The organism is Acinetobacter sp. YH12126, assembly GCF_013418745.1.
Classification (GTDB): domain Bacteria; phylum Pseudomonadota; class Gammaproteobacteria; order Pseudomonadales; family Moraxellaceae; genus Acinetobacter; species Acinetobacter amyesii.
On sequence record NZ_VPBM01000028.1, the window covers coordinates 15,354 to 31,746 of the forward strand.

Annotated in this window: 13 protein-coding genes and 1 pseudogene; 7 read left to right on the forward strand and 7 right to left on the reverse strand. The window is 39.2% G+C overall.

Annotation, left to right across the window (positions count from 1 at the left end; all coding sequences use genetic code 11):
• The first annotated feature begins 885 nt into the window (after positions 1 to 885).
• Genes purT through dapC form a run of 3 tightly spaced genes read left to right on the forward strand, consistent with a single transcriptional unit; the run spans position 886 to position 5,990 of the window.
• Complete coding sequence (purT, locus tag FTU62_RS16160) at positions 886 to 2,100, forward strand: formate-dependent phosphoribosylglycinamide formyltransferase (protein WP_180095272.1); 1,215 nt, start codon at positions 886 to 888, stop codon at positions 2,098 to 2,100.
• A gap of 29 nt (positions 2,101 to 2,129) precedes the next feature.
• Entirely contained in the window at positions 2,130 to 4,796 is a 2,667-nt protein-coding gene (gene glnD, locus FTU62_RS16165; RefSeq protein WP_180103205.1) for a [protein-PII] uridylyltransferase, read from the forward strand.
• Positions 4,797 to 4,820: 24 nt separating this feature from the next.
• Entirely contained in the window at positions 4,821 to 5,990 is a 1,170-nt protein-coding gene (gene dapC, locus FTU62_RS16170) for a succinyldiaminopimelate transaminase (protein WP_180103206.1), read from the forward strand.
• Positions 5,991 to 6,356: 366 nt separating this feature from the next.
• Here dapC and FTU62_RS16175 read toward each other — a convergent pair whose 3' ends face one another.
• The 3 genes from FTU62_RS16175 to msrB form a co-directional block, all read right to left on the reverse strand.
• Complete coding sequence (locus FTU62_RS16175) at positions 6,357 to 6,767, reverse strand: energy transducer TonB (RefSeq protein ID WP_180103207.1); 411 nt, start codon at positions 6,765 to 6,767, stop codon at positions 6,357 to 6,359.
• 212 nt (positions 6,768 to 6,979) lie between these two features.
• Complete coding sequence (locus FTU62_RS16180; protein ID WP_111885907.1) at positions 6,980 to 7,468, reverse strand: glutathione peroxidase; 489 nt, start codon at positions 7,466 to 7,468, stop codon at positions 6,980 to 6,982.
• Complete coding sequence (msrB, locus tag FTU62_RS16185; protein WP_111885906.1) at positions 7,465 to 7,884, reverse strand: peptide-methionine (R)-S-oxide reductase MsrB; 420 nt, start codon at positions 7,882 to 7,884, stop codon at positions 7,465 to 7,467. The genes FTU62_RS16180 and msrB overlap by 4 nt, the downstream gene beginning before the upstream one ends.
• A 228-nt stretch (positions 7,885 to 8,112) precedes the next feature.
• Here msrB and FTU62_RS16190 point away from each other — a divergent pair, with 228 nt between their 5' ends.
• Together FTU62_RS16190 and FTU62_RS16195 are read left to right on the forward strand one after the other, a co-directional pair.
• Positions 8,113 to 9,543: a pyridoxal phosphate-dependent aminotransferase gene (locus FTU62_RS16190; protein ID WP_180103208.1), complete on the forward strand. Its 1,431-nt coding sequence runs from the start codon at positions 8,113 to 8,115 to the stop codon at positions 9,541 to 9,543.
• Between the two features lie 230 nt (positions 9,544 to 9,773).
• Positions 9,774 to 10,949, forward strand: coding sequence for a YbfB/YjiJ family MFS transporter (locus FTU62_RS16195; protein WP_180103209.1), 1,176 nt, complete (start codon positions 9,774 to 9,776; stop codon positions 10,947 to 10,949).
• 301 nt (positions 10,950 to 11,250) lie between these two features.
• Here FTU62_RS16195 and FTU62_RS16200 read toward each other — a convergent pair whose 3' ends face one another.
• Positions 11,251 to 11,400 carry a hypothetical protein gene (locus FTU62_RS16200; protein WP_171319314.1) on the reverse strand — a complete coding sequence of 50 codons (150 nt, stop codon included), beginning with the start codon at positions 11,398 to 11,400 and terminating at the stop codon, positions 11,251 to 11,253.
• A 417-nt stretch (positions 11,401 to 11,817) separates the two neighbouring features.
• Complete coding sequence (gene icd, locus FTU62_RS16205; RefSeq protein ID WP_180103210.1) at positions 11,818 to 13,071, reverse strand: NADP-dependent isocitrate dehydrogenase; 1,254 nt, start codon at positions 13,069 to 13,071, stop codon at positions 11,818 to 11,820.
• A 188-nt stretch (positions 13,072 to 13,259) separates the two neighbouring features.
• Here icd and FTU62_RS16210 point away from each other — a divergent pair, with 188 nt between their 5' ends.
• Positions 13,260 to 14,048, forward strand: a complete 789-nt coding sequence (locus FTU62_RS16210; protein ID WP_078194376.1) for an rRNA large subunit pseudouridine synthase E — start codon at positions 13,260 to 13,262, stop codon at positions 14,046 to 14,048.
• A 141-nt stretch (positions 14,049 to 14,189) separates the two neighbouring features.
• Positions 14,190 to 15,218, forward strand: coding sequence for an ELM1/GtrOC1 family putative glycosyltransferase (locus tag FTU62_RS16215; protein ID WP_180103211.1), 1,029 nt, complete (start codon positions 14,190 to 14,192; stop codon positions 15,216 to 15,218).
• Between the two features lie 46 nt (positions 15,219 to 15,264).
• On the opposite strand, the gene FTU62_RS16220 is transcribed toward FTU62_RS16215, so the two are convergent.
• A complete protein-coding gene (locus FTU62_RS16220) occupies positions 15,265 to 16,134 on the reverse strand; it encodes an LA2681 family HEPN domain-containing protein (protein ID WP_180103212.1) in 870 nt (289 codons plus the stop codon).
• Between the two features lie 153 nt (positions 16,135 to 16,287).
• A pseudogene (locus FTU62_RS16225) lies at positions 16,288 to 16,393 on the reverse strand (IS5/IS1182 family transposase); the annotation flags it as partial.

A 16,393-nucleotide genomic window follows, 5' to 3' on the forward strand; every position in this document is an offset into this window, starting at 1 on the left:
AATCCAAATCTCCCTCAAGCACAAGCTTCTTCAGCCTGTGCCTTTTAATTAGCAATATTTATGAGATAGTCAACGCATAACATAAAAAATCTAGCGAAAACCAATAGATGGCAAAGTACCATTTTATTCAAGGCAAAATTTATATTCATTCTATACAACCATCTAAATTGAGTTGGGGACTGCATAGGCCCATCGAAAGCGTATATTTTCAATGCTTCATTCAAAGCTAGCTGTTCAGTGGTAATTTCTGCGCTGTACATTGCCAACCTGCAGATCTGATCCGCGCCATTTATATAGAGAAAAATCAGCAACAAAAGATTGTGGGCTTATATAACTGCACACAGCAGATTCTGCACTTACATCCACGTCGTCTGATGTTTTCACACATCTCAATGCCCTGCCTGTTTAGCAATTTTCTGCAGCTGACCGGCTTCTTATTGATTTTTCTATTGTGCATTTTCAGCCTCAGTTCATGGCTCAATTCATCATTTCACCTTCTATCGGTGGCTGCAGACGCACTCTATTTCACTGCCATTGTAATTGGCTTAATATTGATTTTATGTATATGCGCCGTACCACTGCTCGGATTGCTATACTGGCCCAACTTCCGTCAAACATCTGTGCAGCTCCGTGCGCTTCAATGTGCTAATTTGGATATTGAGCCATTCCCTGCATCTGTAAAAAATGCAGGCATATTTAAAGTGAATTTAAATAAAAACAACTAAATACCACTTTTTAAAGGTTTTCACAGATAAATAATTACACGAACGCTTACCCATAAAGATATAAAAAAAATTGTTGGACAATATCATTTATTTATGTGAACACTCGCTTATCTCTCGAACAAGTTCTGCTATGCTTAAATTCCCATAAAATCAAGCATGGATGATTTACATGAGCGTCACTATTGGTACTCCACTTCAGTCTTCAGCGTATAAAGTCTTACTGTTAGGTTCTGGTGAACTCGGTAAAGAAGTTGTGATTTCATTGCAACGTTTGGGTGTAGAAGTTCATGCTGCCGATCGTTATGACCATGCTCCTGCCATGCAAGTTGCACATTTTTCTCATACTTTAAATATGGCAGATCCTCAGGCACTTAAAGCTTTAATTGCTCAAGTTAAGCCTCATTTGATTGTCCCTGAAATTGAAGCCATTGCGACTCAAGTTTTGGTCGAGATTGAAGAACAAAATATTGCCACTGTCATTCCTTCTGCAAAAGCTGTCAACCTGACGATGAACCGTGAAGGGATTCGCCGTCTAGCTGCCGAAGAGCTTGGACTACCGACTTCAGCCTACCGATTTGCCAACACACTTGAAGCGTTCCGTGCTGCATGCGATGACATTGGCTATCCAAACTTTGTTAAGCCTGTCATGTCGTCTTCGGGTAAAGGACAGTCACGTGTAAAAAGCTTTGATGAAGTCGATGCTGCTTGGGAATATGCACAAACAGGTGGGCGTGTAAATCAAGGTACAGTGATCGTGGAATCACAAATTGACTTTGACTTTGAAATCACCCTGCTAACTGTTCGTGCTAAAAATGCAGAAACAGGTGAAATTGAAACATCATTTTGCGACCCAATTGGCCACCGCCAAGATGCTGGCGACTATGTAGAAAGTTGGCAGCCACAACTCATGACTGCTCTTGCATTAGAAGAAGCCAAACGTATTGCCAATAAAGTAACCATTGCATTAGGTGGATGTGGCATTTTTGGCGTGGAACTATTTGTCAAAGGCGATAAAGTATGGTTTAGTGAGGTATCACCTCGTCCACACGATACAGGCCTTGTCACTCTTGCATCGCAATTCCAAAGCGAATTCGAACTGCATGCACGTGCCATTCTTGGTCTGCCTGTGAATACTGCTCGACACAGTACTGCTGCAAGCGCAGTCATCTATGCAGGCTTGGATGATACCAATTTATCATTTACTGGCTTAAATCTTGCTTTGGCTAATCCGGACACCGATTTACGCCTCTTTGGTAAACCAGAAGGCTTTAAACGTCGCCGTATGGGCGTAGCAACAGCACGTGCTGAAACCACAGATCACGCGCGTGAACTTGCTCAACATGCCGCACAACAAGTCAGTGTTCAACAAAACTAAGTTTGTAACACCTTAACGGACCACTGTTCATGATCAATACGCTTCCTCTGCTGAATTACATTAAAAGTAACCACGACATTCAGGCGATTAACCAATGGCGCTCAGATGTTGAAAATCAGCTACAGGAATGTTTTGAAAATGGACAGTCGATTCGTGATGTGATTTTGGCTCGATCAAACCTGATCGATGAAGCTTTAAAGTTCTTATGGACACATGCTGAACTCGACCAAACCGATCTCGGTTTGTTTGCCGTCGGCGGCTATGGTCGCCGTGAAATGCTGCCTTACTCCGACGTCGATATCATGATTTTGTCTGAAGATGAAATCAGCCCAGAACAAGAAAAACTCATCTCGAGCTTTATTTCAACACTTTGGGATGTTGGTAATTTCAAGCCGGGCATCAGTGTGCGTACCATTAATGATTGTGTTGCTCAAGCTACCAATGATTTAACCGTGGCAACAGCGCTGATCGAAGCACGTTTGATTGTGGGCAATGAACACCTAGCCAAATGGCCACGCCGTATCGTGTCACAGACATGGACGGATAAAACCTTCTATGATGCCAAAATGCAAGAGCAAGCCAAACGCTATGCTCAACATAACAATACCGAAAGCAACTTAGAACCCGATATTAAAAATGCGCCCGGCGGTATCCGTGATATCAACCAAATCGGATGGATTGCTAAGCGTCATTTCCGTGTCAATCGCATCTATGACCTTGTACATTTGGGTTTTATTTCAGAGTTTGAACTTGGCGTTCTTGAAGAAACAGAAAGCTTTCTTTGGGAAATTCGTCATCATTTACATCGCTTAACCAAGCGCGACGAAAACCGATTATTGTTTGATTATCAACGTGACATTGCTGCTAAATTTGGCTATCAGCGCGAAGAAGGTAAATCACCGAATTATCCAATCGAACAGTTCATGAAACGTTACTATCGTAGCGCTCAGCAAGTGACGACGTTAAATGAAATGCTCTTGGCTTATTTTAATGAGTCTGTCATTACGCCACGCTTACCTGACTATGAACGTAAGATTGAAGAGATCAATGCCAATTTCAAATTAGTTGATGGCAAATTGGCGGTGCAGCATCATAAAATTTTCTCTGAAAATCCAAGTGCTATTTTAGAAATTTTCTACCTCTTGGCGAATCGTCCAGAAATTGAAGGAATTCGTGCCCGTACTTTACGTCTATTGTCTCTTGCGGCAAAACGTATTGATCAGAACTTCCGTGACAATCCTGCACATCAAGCCTTATTTATGGCGATCATTCGCTCACCCTACCGTTTATATGACACCATGGTGGCGATGAAACGTTATGGTGTGCTCGGCAACTATATTCCTGCCTTTGGGCAAATCATGGGACTCATGCAATATGACTTGTTCCATATTTACACTGTCGATGCCCATACCCTATTACTACTACGTAATTTAAACCGTTTTAAAGAGCCTGAATTTGCTAAGGACTTCCCTGTCGTTAGCTCCGTATTCCAACGACTGGCGCGCCGTGACATTGTTTATTTAGCGGCAATTTTCCATGATATCGCCAAGGGTCGCGGCGGTGACCACAGTGAACTTGGTGCAGCAGATGCAATTGAATTCTGCCGTACCCATGGGTTTACTGAACGTGAATGCAACCTTGTCGCATGGTTGATTCAAAACCATCTCCTAATGTCCGTCACTTCTCAGAAAAAAGACATTTCCGATCCAGATGTGGTGAAAGAATTTGCTGAGAAAATGGGCGATATGGAGCATCTCGACTATCTCTACACCTTGACGGTTGCCGATATCAACGCAACCAATCCAACGCTTTGGAATACATGGCGTGCATCACTCATGCGTCAACTGTATACACAAGCACGTGATGTAATTCGTTCAGGTTTGGGTCGTCCTGTAGACTATCCAATGCTGATTGAAGATACCAAATTTGCGGCCAGTGAACTATTAGTCAACGATTTTTCGCTCTACGATGTAGAAACTGTTTGGCAAGAACTCGGTGATGAATATTTCCTAAAAGAATCTGCCGATGAAATCGCATGGCATACGCGCGCCATTTTAAAACATGGCAATAATGCAGAACCTTTGGTGATGATGCGAGCACATCGTAAATTTGCACAAGATGCAGTACAGATCTTTATTTACACTCAAGATCAACCTAACTTGTTTGCAACCACAGTGGCTATTTTGGACAGAATGAATCTAGATGTTCAGGATGCTCGAATTATCACTGCATCCACTGCATTTAGTTTGGACACTTATGTTGTACTTGACCGTTTTGGCACTTTATTAACAGATCCTGAACGTGAGCAAACTGTTATTGAAGCACTCAAACAAGCCTTGAGCCAATCTGACAAGTATCCAGGCCTGATGCAACGTCGCATTCCACGTCAACTGCGTCATTTTGATATTGAAAATACCGTGAGTATTTCTTTTAATGAACCGCTTCAACAAAATATGGTTGAAATTGCGACACTTGACCATCCGGGCTTACTTGCTAAAGTCGGTGGTTTATTTATGATGCAAGGCCTAGATATTCACTCTGCGAAAATTGCGACGCTCGGTGAACGTGCTGAAGATATTTTCTATGTCACTAAAAAAGATGGCTCACCTATGAGTGATTCAGAAGCGGAAACGTTTGCTGCACAGTTAAAGTCAGCACTCGATGAAGCTTCGAATCAGGTTTGTAGTCATCATTAACTTAAATTGATCGGTATCCATTCCATGAACTCCAGTTTGTCATTATTGCACCCTTATCCATTTGAAAAGCTAAATAAGCTATTTCAGGATGTGAAACCCGCAGATTTGCCTTTGATTCCCCTATCGATTGGTGAGCCAAAGCATCCTGCACCGGAGTTTGTGAAACAGGCCATTATTGATAATTTTCAGCACTTATCCACTTACCCAAACAGTAAAGGTTTACCTGAGCTCCGCACAAGTATTGCAAATTGGTTAACCCGTCGCTTTAAACTCAATAACATCAGTGCAGAGACCAACGTACTGCCGGTGTCAGGTACGCGTGAAGCGATCTTCTCGTTTGTGCAAGCTTTGATTAAACGTGAAGATGCCCCTTATGTGGTGATGCCAAATCCGTTCTACCAAATCTATGAAGGCGCAACTTTACTTGCGGGTGCAGAACCTTACTTCATCAACTGTACAGAAGAAAATAAATACCTTGGCGACTTTGACGCTGTGCCAGCTGAAGTTTGGGAAAAAACCGCTTTACTGTTTGTCTGCACACCGGGTAATCCTACAGGTGCAGTACTTTCTAAAGAACAGCTTAAAAAACTGATTGCTCTGTCTGACCAATATAATTTTGTGATTGCATCTGATGAATGCTACTCAGAGCTTTGGTTTGATGAAGCACCCATTGGTCTGCTTGAAGTCTGTGCTGAAATGGGCCGTGATGACTATAAAAACTGCGTGGTATTCCACTCATTATCTAAGCGCTCTAACTTACCGGGTATGCGCTCTGGCTTTGTTGCAGGTGATGCAGCGCTTTTAAAACCCTATTTACAATACCGTACTTATCATGGCGCTGCGATGCCTGTTCAACACCAGTTGGCTTCAATTGCAGCTTGGGATGACGAAGCACACGTCGAAGAAAACCGCGTACAGTACCGTGCAAAATTCGAATTATTCCAACGCGAATTGGGTCACTTACTGCCATTACAAAAACCTGATGCAGGGTTCTACTATTGGTTAAAAGTCGATAATGATGAAAGCTTTGCCAAAATGCTGATGGAAAAAGCACACGTTAAAGTGCTTCCAGGCCGTTATTTATCACGTGATACAGCACAAGGGAATCCGGGTGAAAATCATGTCCGCTTAGCTCTGGTTGCTGATATTGCACAATGTGAAGAAGTGATTCGTCGCTTAAAAGCAGTACTTTAATTGATTTAAAGTGTTTTGCTTAAAACAAAAAATGCCCCAGATTTGGGGCATTTTTATTTGAGTCATTTCTTAACACGTATTCAAAGCTAATCATCTAGCAATAATTACTTATAAACAATTATTGAGAAATCATTGAAAACCATTAGAAATCAAATGTAGCACTCAATTTAAATGTTCGAGGTTCGCTCAGTGTTAAACGCTGTATGAAAAATAAGTATGGTCATAACGAATTGTTGTAAAGCGAAAAGATAAACAGCCACCTGAATGGTTTTAGCTAGTTGCAAAATAATATCTTTCATTATCAATTAGATGCACCAGTAATAACAGATCATTTATGGAACTTAAAATTTGCCTTATGCTATAAGCTTATTGAGGTGGATGAAGAGTAAATTCATGTTCAACGGTATAACTGAGATTTTTATCAACCATCGGAATAGGTTCAAGTCGTGCAACTAATAAGGATTTTTGTACTTTTTGATCAAAGTTTTTAGAGCCTGAACTTGCAATGAGTTTTGAGCCACCAATATAGCCTGTTGCAGCAATCACAGTGAGCTGTAGTTTGACAGGTTGCTTATATGTTTTCATCTCAGACGCAGACAGCACATATTGCGGTGCATTTACCCAAGAGACTTCATACATTTTCGGTTTTACATGTGGATCAATTACATCTGCAACACGCGTAGGTTGGTATTCTTTTATAGGTGTTTTTAATATTTGCAATAATGCGTTGACCCGAGCATCTGTAGTAAGGTCTAGATTGCTTGCAACAACAGACATTTTTGTAGGTTCAGATGCACTTGGATTGCTATCTGCCCAAGCTATCTCCACACATACGAGTAAAAAAAACGTTAAAACACAAATTCGACGTTTAACCATCTGCTTAAACAATGTTATGACCTTCAAATAAAGACACTTCAGTATAAAACATCCAAAAAAATAAAGACGCTTCCGCGCCTTTATATCAACCTCAGTTCGGCCAATAATTCACTTCATTTTGACTGAGCTAAAGCTTTTTCAATATCTTCATTCAATGTTTCAGGCTTGGTCGTGGGTGCATAGCGGTTAATAACTTGCCCATTTTTGCCAATTAAAAACTTGGTGAAGTTCCATTTAATACCATTACCCAATACGCCTTTCGAGTTATTGGTTAAATAACGGAAAATCACATGCGCTTCAGGGCCTTTTACATTCACTTTGGCAAACATCGGGAAAGATACGCCATAGTTTTTTTGACAAAACGCGCCAATTTGATCATTCGAACCCGGATCTTGTCCGCCAAATTGGTTGCATGGAAAACCTAAAACCTCAAAACCTTGATCTTTATATTGTTCGTAAATTTTCTCCAAACCAGCAAATTGAGGAGTAAACCCACATTTACTAGCGGTATTTACAATTAATAAAACCTTGCCTTCATAATCTGCAAAGGATTTATTACTTCCGTCCAGTAATTCTGCTTCAAACTGGTGAATGGTGGTCATGGATAAGTTTCCTCATCATTTTTTTGTTTTGTTTCTAATTCTAAGGATGCCGAATTAATACAATAACGTAATCCAGTCGGCTGTGGGCCATCAGTAAAAACATGCCCTAAATGTGCGTCACAATGATGACAAACAATTTCTGTTCTGACCATACCGTGTGTCGTATCTACATTTTCTTCTACTGCAGCAGGTTCAATCGGCTTATAAAAGCTCGGCCAACCACAACCGCTATCGTATTTTGTTTCAGAAGAAAAAAGCGGTTCCCCGCAACAACGACATACATACGTGCCAGCTTGTTTCGTATTCCAATATTTTCCAGTGAAAGCTTGCTCCGTGCCTTTCTGACGCGTTATGCGAAACTCTTCTGGCGACAATTCTCTTTGCCATTCTCTTTCTGTTTTATTGAGTTTTCCCATGATGACGTCCCTTTATATCGTGGTATTTAAAATAGGATAATCCTATATTTACGTCATTCAATCTTAAATTTCTAGTCTTTATTCAACAATTTACAAAATCTATATAATGACCCAAAAAGCAAAAAGTAAGCAAATATAAAATCGTGGTGAGCAAAATACAAAATTAAATGCTTTTTTGTGAGCACCTTTAGTGATAATCTTAGCGCTACTCTTGCTCAGGATTAAAAAATGTCGCAGAAAAAGAGCGTAATTTTTAAAAATCTGCTGCCCGTGATCAAACAATATCAACAGGCAGGGTTTACGCATGAAAAAATAGTTGCTTTACTCAGAGACGAACATCATCTCGATTTAGTAACGACCGAGACATTTAAAAGCTATTTATACCGTTATGCAAAAGTGACCTCCACTCTTTCCGAGAATATAAAAATGCCGAATACGTTTAACACCCCCCGCGAAATTAAGAAATCGTCTAAGCTCGAGCATGTTTGCTACGACATTCGCGGACCTGTGTTACGAGCGGCCAATGAGATGGAAGAGGCTGGCCATAAAATTATTAAATTAAATATTGGTAACCCTGCTCCTTTTGGTTTTGAAGCACCTCAAGAAATTATTAACGACGTGGCACTCAACCTGCCTAATGCAATTGGTTATACCGACTCAAAAGGCATCTTCCCTGCGCGTAAAGCGATTTGTCAGTATTATCAACAAAAAGGCATCTTAAACATGCACGTCAATGACGTGTATGTCGGAAATGGCGTATCTGAACTGATTGTGATGGCAATGCAAGGCTTGCTCGACGATGGCGACGAAATGCTAGTGCCTATGCCGGATTATCCGCTTTGGACAGCGGCAGTTAACCTTTCTGGCGGTACTGCTATTCACTATAAATGTGATGAAGAAAATTTCTGGTATCCAGATATTGCCGACATGGAAAGTAAAATCACCCCGAATACTCGCGGTATTGTGGTGATTAACCCGAACAACCCAACAGGTGCGGTTTACCCACGTCATGTGCTTGAGCAAATTGTAGCTCTCGCAAAGAAATACGACTTAATTTTGTTTGCTGATGAAATTTACGACAAGATCGTTTATGACGGTATTGAACATGTTTCTGTTGCGTCATTGGCAGGTGATCAGTTGTGTATTTCTTTCAATGGCTTATCGAAAGCATACCGAATTGCAGGTTACCGTTCGGGCTGGATGGCAATTACAGGCGATAAATCACGTGCGCTAGACTACATTGAAGGTTTAGACATGTTGGCGTCGATGCGTCTGTGTGCCAACCACCAAGCGCAATATGCGATTCAAACAGCCTTGGGCGGTTATCAATCGATTAATGATCTCATCCGTCCGGGCGGTCGTTTATTTGAACAACGCAACATTGCTTGGGAAATGTTGAATGATATTCCAGGTGTATCTTGTGTGAAACCAGAGGGTGCTATGTACTGCTTCCCTAAATTGGATCCTGAAATTTACCCAATCCAAGACGATGAGAAATTCATGCTAGATTTCCTCCGTGCTGAAAAAGTACTGTTGGTTCAAGGTACGGGTTTTAACTGGCCAACACCTGATCATTTCCGTGTGGTGTTCCTGCCTGCTGAAAATGAACTACGTGAAGCACTCACTCGTTTAGGTCGTTTCTTGGCGAAAATGCGTTAATTCATAAGTGCTTTAAAAATAAAAAACCGTACGCCATGTACGGTTTTTTATTATTGTATCTTTAAATTTGATTTCTTACTGTACGCACACCACAGCTATCTTTTTGAATAGTTAAGTTTTTTAGAATTAATTTTTAGCTTAGACCTTAGTCAAAACTTTAAGATCTGTTGATTTTTCTATAGCCTATTCATGTTATTTTTTAACCAATCATAAAAATACATGAGTACAGGATGTTCTCTAACAAAATTAAACTGAGCCTATTTCTCTGTCTAAGCATGTGCCTAGGCATCGGGATATTACGTTTTTCCTATACTGCACTCCTCCCTTCAACCCGTGAAGCATTTGGTTGGAGCCCAAGTTTTGCCAGCATCTTAGGCAGTGCCAATTTGCTCGGCTACTTGATCGGTGCATTTTGGGCCATGAAATTACCCCAAAATAAAAGCATGGTGAATTATATCCAACTCGCAGCTATTGCAGGGACACTCAGTTTACTCAGTTGTGCATTTTCAGGTTTTTCAGAACTTTGGTATAGCACTTGGCGCGTTATTTCAGGGATCAGCGGCGGCTTACTAATGATCCTCTCCCCAAGTGTTGTGGCCCAATGTTCACAGCTTCAAGACCGCTTTAAAATCAACTTTATTGGTTTTAGCGGCATTGGCTTGGGAATCTTAATGGCAACGCTATTTTTGCCTTACATCCAACAAATGTCGACAAAATGGGCTTGGTTGATTTTATTTTCTTTTTCAAGCCTGATTTGTATTTTACTCAGCGTACTTTTGAAGAGTTTTAAAACACAGCTCACATCATTCACCACGATTTCAGCTGCAGAACATAAAGTTGATGGAATTTTCTATTGTCTCTTAATCGTGTATAGCACCAGTGCTTTTGCTTACGTGCCCCATTCATTATTTTGGATTGACTATTTAACTCACACCCTACACCTGAGCCCGATCGGGATCAATTTCAATTGGATTTTATATGGTCTGGGGAGTGCTTTAGGGGCATTTGCTGCTTACTGCCTAGCACAAAAACTGGGAAATATCAGCGCTCTTAAAATTTTATATAGCTGCTATGTCTTCGCGATTTTTATAGCAATTATTAATATCCATCCACTTTTTACTTTTTTATCTTCTTTTGCTACAGGCCTACTCAATCCAGCAGTGGTTTTTCTTACCTCTTATACCATTCTGCAAATCTATGGTAGCGCCTATAAAAAGCTCTGGAGTATTGCTACCCTGTGCTTTGCATCTATTCAATTGATTGGCGGTATAAGCTTTAGTTTTTTACAGCGAATCGGTATTGATTATTCACAGCAATTTATTTTGGCCGCATGCGTGCTCTTCATTGGAACACTACAACTCTTTTGGTTCACTCGCACTGCAAAATTAAGTAAGCATCTCGTCTAGGTAGATCACAAGACATTCAACTACATCACCAATCATGTATATAAAGAAAAGACCTATTTAAATAGGTCTTTTCTTTTTGATAAATCGTGAATGGACTAAGCTTTTTTCAGCTTTTTCTTTAACTTTTTCAAAGCAGAATTATGCTTTGAAATTTTGTTCAACCTCGCTTTAATTTCCTTTTTAAGTGATTTGGTTTTCTTAGACAAATTCATCTCCTTCTCGTCTACGTATAAAACTTAAATTTCGATCAATTAAAAACCATTCGGCCAAATGAACTTTGATTCACAAAGTCTTTAGCCTATTAATGATGTTGTTGACGCTGATTTCGTTGATGTGGCTGTTGTTTCTGTTTTTTTTGGTCTTGTTGCTGTTGCTGTTGCTGTTGCTGTTGCTGATCATTTTGCTGCTGTTGATCAGTTTGTTGGTTTTGTTGATGCTGTTTACGAGACATTTCATTTCTCCTTATCATCATAAGTGTCACAATGTACTGTTACTAGATGTACATCTACTAAAAGACAACAACCAATGTACCGCTAATTTTCATGGAGCCAACCCGATAAATGTTTCGAATTACGTCATTGTAAAATCACTGGCGAATAATTAATTTGAAATCAATCCCCCTCTTTTTTTGCATTACCTAAGTTCACGCTAATAGTGCGGTTTTAAACTTTTGGTAACATGACAAGCATGTCAGACCATCTGATTGATTGCGTGAAGTCACCTTTTGATTGCTGTTTTTTGAATAGTATTGTGAAGCTATGATTCTGTGTTTTAAATGTTTAGTCCTAAAAAAGGACTGAATGATTCAATCCTTTTTACCTAGCCTTTTATGCATCTAGCTTTTTTACACCTAGATTAGCAAATAAAGTTAGTCCATATGCTCAATGATGGCTTGTCCAAACTCCGAACAACGCAAGAGTTTTGCACCTTGCATGAGTCGTTCAAAATCATAGGTCACTGTTTTGGCTTCAATCGCCCCCGCAATACCTTTAATAATTAGATCTGCCGCTTCAGTCCAGCCCATATTTCGCAGCATCATTTCTGCAGACAGAATAATAGACCCAGGGTTTACTTTGTCTTGACCCGCATATTTAGGCGCTGTGCCATGTGTCGCTTCATATACTTGCACAGCGCCACCAATATTGGCACCCGGTGCAATACCAATACCGCCAACTTCGGCCGCCAAAGCATCTGAAATATAATCACCGTTTAAATTTAGAGTAGCAATGACTGAATAATCGGTCGGACGCATGAGAATTTGTTGTAAAAAAGCGTCTGCAATCGCATCTTTAATCACGATCTCTTTGCCAGTTTTCGGATTTTTTATTTTGACCCAAGGACCTCCATCTAGCAATTCACCACCAAAGCGCTCAAGTGCGACTTCATAACCCCACTCTTTAAACGCACCTTCGGTATATTTCATGATATTGCCTTTATGCACCAAGGTGACATTCGGCTTATCATTATCAATGGCGAATTGAATAGCTTTCCGAACCAAACGCTGAGAACCTTCTTTAGATACAGGCTTAATACCGATACCGCAATTTTCCTCAAAACGAATCTTAGTAACACCCATTTCCTCTTTAAGAAATTTGATCATTTTCTTGGCTTCAGGCGAATCTGCTTTCCATTCAATCCCTGCGTAGATATCTTCTGAATTCTCTCTGAAGATCACCATGTCTGTACGTTCAGGATGCTGAACGGGTGAAGGAACGCCCTTAAACCAACGTACAGGACGCACACAGACGTAGAGGTCTAATTCTTGACGTAATGCAACATTAAGCGAACGAATACCGCCACCGACAGGCGTCGTTAACGGCCCTTTAATTGAAACCACAAATTCGCGTAAAGCCTCAAAGGTTTCTTCGGGCATATAGGTGCCATAAATTTTATTGGCTTTTTCACCACAATAGACTTCCATCCATTCTATGGCACGTTTTCCACCATAAGCTTTTTGTACTGCGGCATTTACCACGGTTTTCATCACTGGAGTGATATCAACACCAATACCATCGCCTTCAATAAATGGAATAATTGGATTATTGGGAACATTGAATGATAAGTCTGAATTTACTGTAATTTTTGACCCATCCACTGGAACGACGATCTTCTGATAACCCATTTTTATGATCCTCCCTGAGAAGCGAGTGAAAAATAATTGCTGTTTGATAAGACTTTTAATTGCGCTTCACGCATAATACTCTAAAGCAAATCTACCTTTTTTGAGATTTAGATGGGAAATAGCTGCATTTCCCTATTGAATAAATCTTAACCAATTTAAATTATTGTATTTAATAGAAGTTATTTCCTATGAAAATCGTCATCTTAAACAAGCCATATGACGTGCTCTCCCAATTCCGTAAAGACGAAGCGCATATGACCATATCTGACTTCGTGGACGATCCTAGTCTACGTATTGCAGGTCGTTTAGATATGGACTCCGAAGGTTTGGTATTTTTAACCGATCATGGTGGTTTAAATCAGTACATCACCAATCCTGAAAATAAAAAGTTCAAAACCTACTTAGTGCAAGTCGATGGCGACATCACAGAAGAAGCGCTTGAACAATTACGTAAAGGCGTTGAGCTAAAAGATGGTATGACTTTGCCAGCCAAAGCCATTAAAGTGCAACAGCCAGAATGGTTATGGGATCGTGATCCTCCTGTACGTTTCCGTGCAAACATTCCAACCTCTTGGGTTGAAATCCAAATTTGCGAAGGCCGTAACCGTCAAGTTCGTCGTATGACTTCAGCAGTAGGTTTCCCGACTTTACGTTTAATTCGTACACGTATTGGTGCCATCGATTTAGTTCAATTGGGTTTAGAACCAGGTGAAACCAAAGAAATTGAGCCTTTACTGTACCCTGACTTTCAAAATGTACCTGCAGAAGAACCTTACCGTTCGCGCTCTTATGTGAAAAAACCAGGCGGTACAGGTGGTAAGCCAATGGTTCGTAAGAATAAAGATGGCTCAGTGAAAAAGTCAGGTACAAAACGTATCTGGCAAATGGATGAGAGCGAAAAACCCAAACGCCGTACCAATGGCACAACTCGTCCGAATACTAAAGCCCCTCGTGGCCGCGGTCGTAACGGACGTTGATAAAAAGCTTCAAAAATGGCCTACAATCTACGTAGGCCTTTACATTTTTTTATAAACCTAACAATTATTTAAGATTATTTTCATATTTCGACACTATAATAAGTTATAACAATATAAACGTTGATTATTTGAACTTCAAAAATGAGCAGCATATCTACACACAATAGAAGCAAAGTATTAATTATTCATGACAACCGAATTGGACATTTAAATCCTGCTCTCGCTGTGAGTGAAATGATTGAGAAGCGCTTTTATCTACAATCTGAGCAGTTTGCAATTCCTACTTTACCTAAGCGTACAGTGAGCGTTTTTAAGAAACTGTCTAATTTCCCGAATTTGTTTCGCACGCTCGGGCGTTTATACTTTAAATTCTTACCAAGAAATTTAGAGCATACCGACGTTATCGTCTGTTCAGGTATGCCTAATTTAATTTATGCCGCTTATTTATCTCAACGTTTCAATATCCCACTTATTTATGCAGGCGGTACACGTAAATTTAATTGGCGACTTATTGATTGGACTATTACGACGATTCCAGAAGATCATTCTGGTAGACAAATCATTATTCCTACAGGTGCTGTACCTTCTAAAATTACTCGCTTAGCGCATATTCCGTCGAATCATGAAGCATGCCTGTTAATTGGTGGACCGACAAAAGAGTACCCTTTTACCCATCAAGACTTTGAAGAGATGATTCAGCAATTTGTTCAATTCGCAGATCACCATCAAATTCAGGCGTCAGTCGTATGTTCTCGTAGAACACCTGCGTTATCAGAACATGTGATTCAAATGTTAAAAGATAAAAATATTGAGCTTGTGAATACTTGTTCTAAAACTTCTATTTGCGATGTGTTAAAGCGAAGTGAATATATTTTTGTTACTGAAGATAGTGCAACGATGTTATCCGAATCAATCCAAACCGGTCGCATTGTTATTTCAGTTTGTCGTGAATATTCTGAAAAAGATGAAATTATTCAAAATTATTTAGATCTCGAATTAATACAACGTAAAACTATTGGGCAGATAACTGAAGCTGCATATATCAAACCAAAATTAAATGCTCAGCATATTGAACAAATCGTGACTCAACAACTTGCAGAAGATTTGAGGGCAAAATCTCAAGAACTCAGTTTTTATAAATGTCATGCAAAAAAAGCTGTTATCTATTAATTAAAGATTTTATACGGTAGAAATTAAAAGCTCACAGATGTGGGCTTTATTTTAATGGTATTTCTCTCTGTAAAATTAGCCCCTCAGGTTGAGGTTTCATCTTTTCCTCAAACTGCACTGCAAAAGATAAATACATCAAAGAATTTCTAACTAATCGAACAAGATCCATTAATGAGCTTTCAAATTCTGATAAAGGTATTTCTAAAATATAATTTGCTTTCATTTCTTTTTCTTTTATTTTTTCTAAGATTTCCAGATATTCAAAAGACTCTACTTCACCTTGTTCTATTAAAATATTCTGCTGATCTTTTAAGTTCTGATATGCAAATTCTGACGTCATATCAAATTTGGTATTTAATTCATATCCAAAATCATCAATAACTCTAAAAGACCTATGCTCTAGACAGTTACGAATTTTTGATAATCTAGGCTTTTCAATTTTTTCTCTAGAATTTAATTCGCTCACTTTATCATGACCATTCAGCTGATCAGATTCAATTTCTTTTAAAATATAGAACAAAGCATGTAAAAAGTAGTTCTTTGAATCCTTCAGTTTATCACGTGGCTTAAATTTTCTATTTTCATTCCATCCAAAAACTTTTGAAAAAGTAATTTGACGATCATTCATTTCTAAATCTAAATACTTAGCTAAAAAGTATGAAATTTTGTCAAAAATTGAATATAAAATTCTAAAAGCCGATTTCATTTGTGATGTTTTTAAATTATCAATTGCATGTAAAGTATCATACACATGTGGATAGGTTTTATTATAAAAATGTTGAGTATCCGTTTTTATTTCAGAAGCTTGAAAAATTAAAAATCTAGCATAAGTATATTCATTTCTAAGCTCATCAAAATTTGAATGATATACGAGACTTTCTTTAAGGCTCAAAGACGAATTAATTTTATAGGTCATATCAGGAAGCCCCAAAATGTCCTGAAGTACAATTTCATCCTCAAATAAATCGTTTAAGTCATTTAAAAATAATTTGTTTTCTGCACTCCAAACTAGATACCTAAGCTCAGCCTTAGTTTTTGTCTTTTGTTTATATTAGACTTCTTTCATAATTCATTTTTTGCTCAGCTCTAAATTATAGATTCCTGCAATTAAATTGAATCTTAAGCCCAGTCTTTTTCCTCGATTACGATATCGCTCGGCAAGGATTTTGAAAGTT

Bases quoted from the DNA above. Each gene is read 5' to 3' on its own strand.
- purT (WP_180095272.1), top strand. From the start codon at position 886: ATGATTTACATGAGCGTCACTATTGGTACTCCACTTCAGTCTTCAGCG.
- glnD (WP_180103205.1), top strand. From the start codon at position 2,130: ATGATCAATACGCTTCCTCTGCTGAATTACATTAAAAGTAACCACGAC.
- dapC (WP_180103206.1), top strand. From the start codon at position 4,821: ATGAACTCCAGTTTGTCATTATTGCACCCTTATCCATTTGAAAAGCTA.
- FTU62_RS16175 (WP_180103207.1), bottom strand. From the start codon at position 6,767: ATGTCTGTTGTTGCAAGCAATCTAGACCTTACTACAGATGCTCGGGTC.
- FTU62_RS16180 (WP_111885907.1), bottom strand. From the start codon at position 7,468: ATGACCACCATTCACCAGTTTGAAGCAGAATTACTGGACGGAAGTAAT.
- msrB (WP_111885906.1), bottom strand. From the start codon at position 7,884: ATGGGAAAACTCAATAAAACAGAAAGAGAATGGCAAAGAGAATTGTCG.
- FTU62_RS16190 (WP_180103208.1), top strand. From the start codon at position 8,113: ATGTCGCAGAAAAAGAGCGTAATTTTTAAAAATCTGCTGCCCGTGATC.
- FTU62_RS16195 (WP_180103209.1), top strand. From the start codon at position 9,774: ATGTTCTCTAACAAAATTAAACTGAGCCTATTTCTCTGTCTAAGCATG.
- FTU62_RS16200 (WP_171319314.1), bottom strand. From the start codon at position 11,400: ATGTCTCGTAAACAGCATCAACAAAACCAACAAACTGATCAACAGCAG.
- icd (WP_180103210.1), bottom strand. From the start codon at position 13,071: ATGGGTTATCAGAAGATCGTCGTTCCAGTGGATGGGTCAAAAATTACA.
- FTU62_RS16210 (WP_078194376.1), top strand. From the start codon at position 13,260: ATGAAAATCGTCATCTTAAACAAGCCATATGACGTGCTCTCCCAATTC.
- FTU62_RS16215 (WP_180103211.1), top strand. From the start codon at position 14,190: ATGAGCAGCATATCTACACACAATAGAAGCAAAGTATTAATTATTCAT.
- FTU62_RS16220 (WP_180103212.1), bottom strand. From the start codon at position 16,134: ATGACCTATAAAATTAATTCGTCTTTGAGCCTTAAAGAAAGTCTCGTA.